Genomic DNA, 8,103 nt, shown 5'->3' on the forward strand with positions numbered 1-8,103 from the left:
GACGAAGGCGGTGACGTCGGACTCCGTCACGCCGGACAGGCCGCTGCGGCCGGCCGTGTCCAGGTAGGCCACGTAGCGCACGAGGTCGCGCCGGTAGGCGGCGACGGTGTTGGCCGAGAGGCCGCGCTCCACGCTCAGGTGCGCGAGGTAGTCCCGCAGCGCACGGTCGAGCCGACCGGTCTCGACCGCGGTGGGCGGCGGGCCGGGGTGGTTCTCACGGAACGACGGATGGGCCAGTGCTGAGGACACCGGCCCATCATGCCGAGCGGGGGCGGGTGAAGCGGGCGGGGCGCGCCGGAGGCGGCACCCACCGGTGGTCAGGAGGGGTTGATCCCGAACAGCTCGGCCCGCGAGCGGATCACCTGGGCACGAGCGAGGCGCGGCTTGTCGCTGCCGTCTCGGATCACGGAGCCGGCCGCCTCGAACTCGGCGAAGAAGTCGACCGCCCAGGCGACGTCGGACGACGTCGGCGCGAACGACTCGTTGATGACGGCCGACTGCTCGAAGTCGAGGCAGAGCTTGCCGGTCATGCCGAGGCCCACGGCGTCGGCCGACTGCTCGCGCAGCAGCGCGTGCGAGGAGCCGACCGTGGGGCCGTCCACGGGGCCGGGCAGGCCCCCGATGCGGCTGGCGACCACGAGGCGGGTGCGCGGGTACGCCATGGCCATCGGCTCGTTGGCGGCGCCGGTGTCACGGCGGTAGTCGCCCGAGCCGAACGCGAGCCGGAACGCGCCGCGCGCCCGGGCGATGTGCACGGCCTCCTCGATGCCGAGGGCCGACTCCACGAGCGGGATCACGGGCACGTCGCCGCCGAGCCGCTGCGCGGTGTCGACGACGTCGTCCGCGCTCTCGGTCTTGGCGAGCATCACACCGTTGAGGCCCTCGAGCCCGCGCAGGTAGGCCACGTCGTCGGCCCAGGAGGGTGCGGTGCGGTCGTTGATCCGGACCCAGGCGCTGCCGCCGTTCTTGATCCACCGGATGACGTTCTCGCGTGCCTCGTCCTTGAGCGAGTCGTCGATCGCGTCCTCGCAGTCGAGGATGACCTGGTCCGCCCGGGAGAGCTGCGCCTTGTCGAAGAGCTCGGTGCGCATGGCGGACAGCAGGAGCCAGGCCCGCGCGTAGTCGGGGGCGACGCGCGACTTCTCGCGCGCGGCGCGGCGGGGCGCGAGGTCGCTCTCGGGGACGACGGCGGACGCCGTCGGCAGGCCCGACGAGTAGCCCGCGGACTGCGCGGTGGGCTGGTCTGCGGTTTCGGTGGTTCGGTCGGCAGGGGTCTCGGTCACGCGCCCAGCCTAGGCGGCGACAAGTGGCCTGGCCGAATCATGACCCCCGCTATGCAGAGGTCTGGTCCGGGCCCCAGGACGGCGTGGTCAGAAGGGCAGGAAGACGTCGACCGCGACCGCGACGAAGAGCAGCGACAGGTACGTGATCGAGCCGTGGAACACCTTCATGGCGCCCAGCTTGCCGCTGGCCTTGCCCTGCGCCCGGCGCAGCATGGCGATCGTGGACCAGAGGAACCAGCCGCCCAGCACCGCGGCCACCACGGTGTACACCCAGGACATGCCCGCGAGCGGGGTCAGCGCCAGCGAGCAGGCGATCATCGCGATCGTGTAGCCCACCATCTCGGCCGCGACGCGCTTGTCGTCGCTGACCACGGGGAGCATCGGCACGTTGGCGTTCGCGTAGTCCTTCTTGAACTTGATCGACAGCGGCCAGTAGTGCGGCGGCGTCCAGAAGAAGATGATGCCGAACAGCGCCAGCGCCGCCCAGCTCAGCCCGCCGGTGACCGAGGCCCAGCCGATGAACACCGGCATGCAGCCCGCGATACCGCCCCACACGATGTTCTGCGGGGTGCGGCGCTTGAGGATCATCGTGTAGCCCACGACGTAGATCGCGATGGCGCCGAGCGTGAGCCACATCGCGGCCCAGTTGATCACCAGCGCGAACCACGCGAGCGACAGCAGGCCGAGGATCGAGGCGAACACCAGGCCGGCGCGCGGCGTGATCTCGCCCGTGGCCAGCGGGCGCTTCTTGGTGCGGTTCATGACCTGGTCGATGTCCCGGTCCCACCACATGTTGAACGCGTTGGCGCTGCCGGCGGCGCCGGCGCCGCCGATCAGCGTGGCGACGATCAGCCAGAAGCTGGGCAGGCCGTCGGCGGCCAGGATCATGGTGGGCACCGTCGTGACGAGCAGCAGCTCGATGACGCGGGGCTTGGTCAGGGCGACGTAGGCGCCGGCGCGGCGCATGAACCAGCCCCCGGGACGCTGCTCGACGGCGGCGTCCGGTGCGTCGTGCCCGGACGTCTGGGGACGCGCGGTCTGGCCGGTCGTCGGGTGGCTCGTTCTCACGCGCGTCGCAGTTCCGTTCGGGAGGGTCCTGGAAGTCGGTAACGCACCTGGTCGGCGCTGTTGCCGGTCGGGTGCGTGCCCATGGTACGTCGCGGGGTGACCGGGTCGCGCACCGCATTCCGGTCCGGCCCTGTGAGATTTGTCCGCCGCAGCCCGGGACGAACAGTCCGTGGACAGCCCTGCGCAACGGATTACGCGCGCGTATAGGGTTGTTGACGCCATCGAACGAAGGGCGGCAGGCATCCCGCCGCCGCCGCACGCACGCTGCGCGGCTCTCCAGCGCGTCCGCTCTCCGGACCAGGACGAGGGCCGCCGGCGGAGAGAAAGAGGACTCGTGAACGCTTTCGACCCCGTGCTGAAGCCCCTTGAGTGGTCGGAGCTCGACGAGCGAGCGGTCAAGGCCATCAAGGCGCTGGCCGCGGACGCCGTCGAGAAGGTGGGCAACGGACACCCCGGAACCGCGATCTCGCTCGCGCCGGCCGCGTACCTCCTCTTCCAGAAGGCCATGCGCCACGACCCGTCGGACCCCGACTGGATCGGCCGCGACCGCTTCGTGCTGAGCGCCGGACACTCGTCGCTGACGATCTACCTGCAGCTCTTCCTCGCGGGCTACGGCCTGGAGATGGAGGACCTCGAGGCTCTGCGTACCTGGGGTTCCAAGACCCCGGGCCACCCCGAGCTCGGCCACACCGCCGGGGTCGAGATCACGACGGGCCCGCTGGGCCAGGGCCTCGCCTCCTCCGTCGGCATGGCGTTCGCCTCGCGCCGCGAGCGGGGTCTGCTCGACCCGGCCGCCGCTCCCGGCGAGTCCCCGTTCGACCACCACGTGTACGTCATCGCCTCGGACGGCGACCTGCAGGAGGGCGTGACCTCCGAGGCCTCGTCGCTGGCCGGTCACCAGCAGCTCGGCAACCTGATCGTGATCTGGGACGACAACAAGATCTCGATCGAGGACGACACCAACATCGCCTTCACCGAGGACGTGCTGAAGCGCTACGAGGCCTACGGCTGGCACACCCAGCGCGTGGACTGGACCTCGGGCGGCGCCGGCTACGCCGAGGACACCGACGCGCTGGCCGCGGCGCTGGACGCCGCCAAGGCCGAGACCGGCAAGCCGTCGATCATCGCGCTGCGCACCATCATCGGCTGGCCGTCGCCCACCAAGCAGAACACGGGTGGCATCCACGGCTCGGCCATGGGCGCCGACGAGGTCAAGGGCCTCAAGTCCGCGCTCGGCCTGGACCCCGAGGCCACGTTCGCGATCGACGACGAGGTGCTCGCGTACACGCGCTCCGTCGCCCGGCGGCAGGCCACCGAGCGTGAGGCCTGGGAGACGGCCTTCACCGCCTGGTCCGAGGCCAACCCGGAGCAGGCCGCCCTCCTGAAGCGCCTGCGCGCCCACGAGCTGCCCGAGGGCTGGGCCGAGTCGCTGCCCGAGTTCGAGGCGAGCGAGAAGGGCGTCGCGACCCGTGCGGCGTCGGGCAAGGTGCTGACCGCGCTCAAGGACGTGCTGCCCGAGCTGTGGGGCGGCTCCGCCGACCTCGCCGGCTCGAACAACACGACCATGGACGGCGTGCCGTCGTTCGTGCCGACCGAGCACGCGACCAAGAAGTTCCCGGGCGACCCCTACGGCCGCACCCTGCACTTCGGCATCCGCGAGCACGCCATGGGCTCGATCCTGAACGGCATCGTGCTGCACGGCCTGACCCGCCCCTACGGCGGTACGTTCCTGCAGTTCGCCGACTACATGCGTGCCTCGGTGCGCCTGGCCGCGCTGATGAGCATCCCGACCACCTTCGTCTGGACGCACGACTCGATCGGCCTCGGCGAGGACGGCCCGACCCACCAGCCGGTCGAGCACCTCGCCGCGCTGCGCGCCATCCCGAACCTCGACGTCGTCCGCCCGGCGGACGCGAACGAGACCGCCTGGGCCTGGCGCGGGATCCTCGAGAACACGAAGAACCCGGCCGGCATCGTGCTGACCCGGCAGAACGTGCCCACGTACCCGCGCGGTACCGACGGCTTCGCCGGCGCCGAGGGCACCCTCAAGGGCGGCTACGTGCTCCTGGACACCGACGGCACGCCCGACGTCGTCCTCGTGGGCACCGGCTCCGAGGTGCAGCTCGCCGTCGAGGCGCGCGCGATCCTCGCTGCCGACGGCATCCAGGCCCGCGTGGTCTCCATGCCCTCGCGCGAGTGGTTCGACCAGCAGGACGAGGCCTACCGCGAGTCGGTCATCCCGTCCGGCGTGAAGGCCCGCGTCTCGGTCGAGGCCGGCGTGGCGCAGGGCTGGCGCGAGGTCGTCGGCGACGCCGGCCGCATCGTCTCGCTCGAGCACTACGGCGCCTCGGCGGACTACAAGACGCTCTACGCCGAGTACGGCATCACCTCCGAGGCGGTCGCCCAGGCCGCCAAGGAGTCGATCGAGGCGGCGTCCTGAACCGCGCCGGAACACCTGGACACGAGAGAGGAAGGGCACGATGACTGACAGCACCAGCGACAGCAGCGAGAACGTCAGCCCCACCGAGCGGCTGTCCGAGGCGGGTGTCGCCATCTGGCTCGACGACCTGTCCCGTGAGCGGCTGCGCAGCGGCAATCTCGCCGAGCTCATGACCAGCAGGAACGTCGTGGGCGTGACGACCAATCCCACGATCTTCGCCGCCGCGCTCGCGCACGGCGACGCCTACGCGGGCACGCTGAGCGAGCTCGCGGGGTCCGACGTCGAGTCCGCGGTCGAGCGCATCACCACGGACGACGTGCGCGACGCCGCGGACCTGCTGCGCCCCGTCTACGACGCCACCGGCGCCGTGGACGGCCGCGTGTCCATCGAGGTGGACCCCCGGCTGGCGCGCGACACCGCGGCGACGGAGACCACGGCCGTACGGCTGTGGGAGACCGTCGCGCGGCCGAACGTGATGATCAAGATCCCCGCCACGGTCGAGGGCCTGCCGGCCATCACGTCGACCCTGGCGAAGGGCATCAGCGTCAACGTGACGCTGATCTTCTCGATCGAGCGGTACCGGGCGGTCATGGACGCGTTCCTGGCCGGCCTGGAGCAGGCCAAGGCGGCCGGACATGACCTGTCCGTGATCGGCTCGGTCGCGTCGTTCTTCGTGTCCCGCGTGGACTCCGAGGTCGACAAGCGGCTGAACGCCGTCGGCACGGACGAGGCGCTCGCGCTGCGCGGGCAGGCCGCCATCGCGAACGCCCGCCTGGCCTTCGCCGCCTACGAGGAGGTCTTCTCCGGTGAGCGCTGGGCCGCCCTCGCGGCGGCCGGCGCGCAGCCGCAGCGGCCGCTGTGGGCGTCGACCGGCGTGAAGGACCCGGCCTACCGCGACACGATGTACGTGGACGAGCTCGTGGTGGCCGGCGTCGTGAACACGATGCCCGAGAAGACGCTCGACGCGTTCGCCGACCACGGCATCGTCCTCGCGGACACCGTGACCGGCTCCGGCGAGCAGGCGGCCGCGACCATCGCGGCCGTCGAGGCGCAGGGCATCTCCATGGACGAGGTGACCGCACAGCTGGAGGACGAGGGCGTGACGAAGTTCGAGGTCAGCTGGGACGAGCTCCTGACGACCACCAAGACCGGCCTCGACGGGGCCGGCGCAGGGGGCGGCGAGCGGTGAGGCCGGCCAAGATCGCGCAGGGGGTCAACCCCCTGCGCGACCCCCTCGACCTGCGGCTCCCGCGCATCGCGGGGCCGAGCGGACTCGTGATCTTCGGCGTGACGGGCGACCTGTCGCGCAAGAAGCTCATGCCCGCCGTCTACGACCTCGCCAACCGCGGCCTCCTGCCGCCGGGCTTCGCCCTGACGGGCTTCGCACGGCGCGACTGGGAGGACCAGGACTTCGCACAGGTGGTGCACGACGCCGTCAAGGAGTACGCCCGTACCCCCTTCCGGGAGGCCACGTGGCGCCAGCTCGCCGAGGGCATCCGGTTCGTCCAGGGCTCCTTCGACGACGACGACGCGTTCGAGCGCCTGCGTGAGACCGTCGAGACGCTCGACAAGGAGCGCGGCACGGGCGGCAACCACGCGTTCTACCTGTCGGTGCCGCCGTCGGCGTTCCCCGTGGTGTGCGAGCAGCTCTCCAAGCACGGGCTGTCACGGCCCGACGACGACGCGGACGGCGACGGCGTGCACGCCTGGCGGCGCGTCGTCATCGAGAAGCCGTTCGGGCACGACCTGGCCAGCGCCAAGGAGCTCGACGCGGTCGTGTCCAAGGTCTTCGACCCGGACTCGGTGTTCCGCATCGACCACTACCTGGGCAAGGAGACGGTCCAGAACCTCCTGGCGCTGCGCTTCGCGAACACCATGTTCGAGCCCCTGTGGAACTCGAACTACGTGGACCACGTCCAGATCACCATGGCCGAGGACATCGGCATCGGTGGCCGCGCCGGGTACTACGACGGGATCGGCGCCGCGCGCGACGTCATCCAGAACCACCTGATCCAGCTCCTGGCGCTGGTGGCCATGGAGGAGCCCCGCAACTTCGACGCCGCCGAGCTGCGGGCCGAGAAGATCAAGGTGCTCTCGTCGGTGCGGCTGCCCCACGACCTCGGCAAGCACACGGCCCGCGGCCAGTACGAGGCCGGCTGGCAGGGTGGCGAGGAGGTGCCCGGCTTCCTCGAGGAGGACGGCATCGCGAAGGACTCCACCACGGAGACCTTCGCCGCCATCCGGGTGGACGTCGACAACCGCCGTTGGGCGGGCGTCCCGTTCTACCTGCGGCACGGCAAGCGCCTGGGCCGCCGCGTCACCGAGGTGGCCGTGGTGTTCAAGAAGGCGCCCCACCTGCCCTTCGAGACGTCGCTGACGTCCGAGCTCGGCAACAACGCCCTGGTCATCCGTGTGCAGCCCGACGAGGGCGTCACCATGCGGTTCGGGGCCAAGGTGCCGGGCACGGCGATGCAGGTGCGTGACGTGACGATGGACTTCGGGTACGGCCACTCGTTCACCGAGTCCTCCCCCGAGGCCTACGAGCGTCTCATCCTGGACGTGCTGCTCGGCGACCCGCCGCTCTTCCCGACGCGCGAGGAGGTCGAGCTCTCCTGGAAGATCCTCGACCCGATCACGTCCTACTGGGCGCGCAAGGGTCAGCCGGAGCCCTACGCTTCCGGCACCTGGGGTCCGCCGTCGGCCGACGCCATGATGGAGCGCGACGGCAGGGTCTGGAGGCGACCGTGATCATCGACATGCCGGACACCACGACCAACCAGGTCAACAAGCGTCTGGTGCGCCTGCGCGACGAGGGCGGCGCGGTGGCCCTGGGCCGCGTGCTGACCCTCGTGGTCCTGGCCGACGAGGGCGACATCGAGGAGTCGGTCGAGGCCGCCAACGACGCGAGCCGGGAGCACCCGTGCCGCGTCATCGTCGTCGCCCCGGCGACCGAGGGCAGCAGCACGCACCTGGACGCGCAGATCCGCGTGGGCGGTGACGCCGGCGCCTCCGAGGTGGTGGTGCTGCGTGCCTCCAAGCCGCTCCTGGCGCGGGCCGACACGCTGGTGATGCCGCTCCTGCTGCCCGACGCGCCGATCGTGGCCTGGTGGCCGCGCGAGGCGCCCGAGGTGCCGTCGCAGGACCCGGTGGGCGCCATGGCGACCCGCCGGATCATCGACAGCACCACGGCGAAGCACCCGCAGGAGATGCTGGGCAACCTCGCCGGGACGTACGCCCCCGGGGACACCGACCTCGCGTGGGCGCGCGTCACGCTGTGGCGGGCGCTCATCGCGGCCGCCGTCGAGCAGCCGC

At 71.4% G+C, this 8,103-nt stretch carries 7 protein-coding genes; 4 read left to right on the plus strand and 3 right to left on the minus strand.

The features are described from left to right. The 3 genes from PROKR_RS37725 to PROKR_RS28770 form a co-directional block, all read right to left on the minus strand. A partial coding sequence (locus PROKR_RS37725; protein WP_036970897.1) for a site-specific integrase occupies positions 1 to 249 on the minus strand: 249 nt, incomplete at its 3' end. A gap of 68 nt (positions 250 to 317) precedes the next feature. Continuing rightward, positions 318 to 1,103, minus strand: a complete 786-nt coding sequence (locus tag PROKR_RS28765) for an HpcH/HpaI aldolase/citrate lyase family protein (RefSeq protein ID WP_245606014.1) — start codon at positions 1,101 to 1,103, stop codon at positions 318 to 320. A 267-nt stretch (positions 1,104 to 1,370) separates the two neighbouring features. Continuing rightward, entirely contained in the window at positions 1,371 to 2,351 is a 981-nt protein-coding gene (locus PROKR_RS28770) for a heme o synthase (RefSeq protein WP_084800755.1), read from the minus strand. A 334-nt stretch (positions 2,352 to 2,685) separates the two neighbouring features. Between PROKR_RS28770 and tkt the strand changes: the two genes are divergently transcribed. The 4 genes from tkt to PROKR_RS28790 all read left to right on the plus strand — a co-directional run. Then, complete coding sequence (gene tkt, locus PROKR_RS28775; RefSeq protein WP_036970901.1) at positions 2,686 to 4,791, plus strand: transketolase; 2,106 nt, start codon at positions 2,686 to 2,688, stop codon at positions 4,789 to 4,791. A 40-nt stretch (positions 4,792 to 4,831) separates the two neighbouring features. Next, complete coding sequence (tal, locus tag PROKR_RS28780) at positions 4,832 to 5,980, plus strand: transaldolase (protein WP_051433473.1); 1,149 nt, start codon at positions 4,832 to 4,834, stop codon at positions 5,978 to 5,980. Next, complete coding sequence (gene zwf / locus PROKR_RS28785; protein WP_036970903.1) at positions 5,977 to 7,539, plus strand: glucose-6-phosphate dehydrogenase; 1,563 nt, start codon at positions 5,977 to 5,979, stop codon at positions 7,537 to 7,539. Before tal ends, zwf begins: the two co-directional genes overlap by 4 nt. Then, the coding region (locus tag PROKR_RS28790) for a glucose-6-phosphate dehydrogenase assembly protein OpcA (protein WP_036970906.1) at positions 7,536 to 8,103 on the plus strand (568 nt) is incomplete at its 3' end. The genes zwf and PROKR_RS28790, both read left to right, overlap by 4 nt.

The organism is Promicromonospora kroppenstedtii DSM 19349, assembly GCF_000515355.1.
GTDB classification, from domain to species: Bacteria; Actinomycetota; Actinomycetes; order Actinomycetales; family Cellulomonadaceae; genus Promicromonospora; species Promicromonospora kroppenstedtii.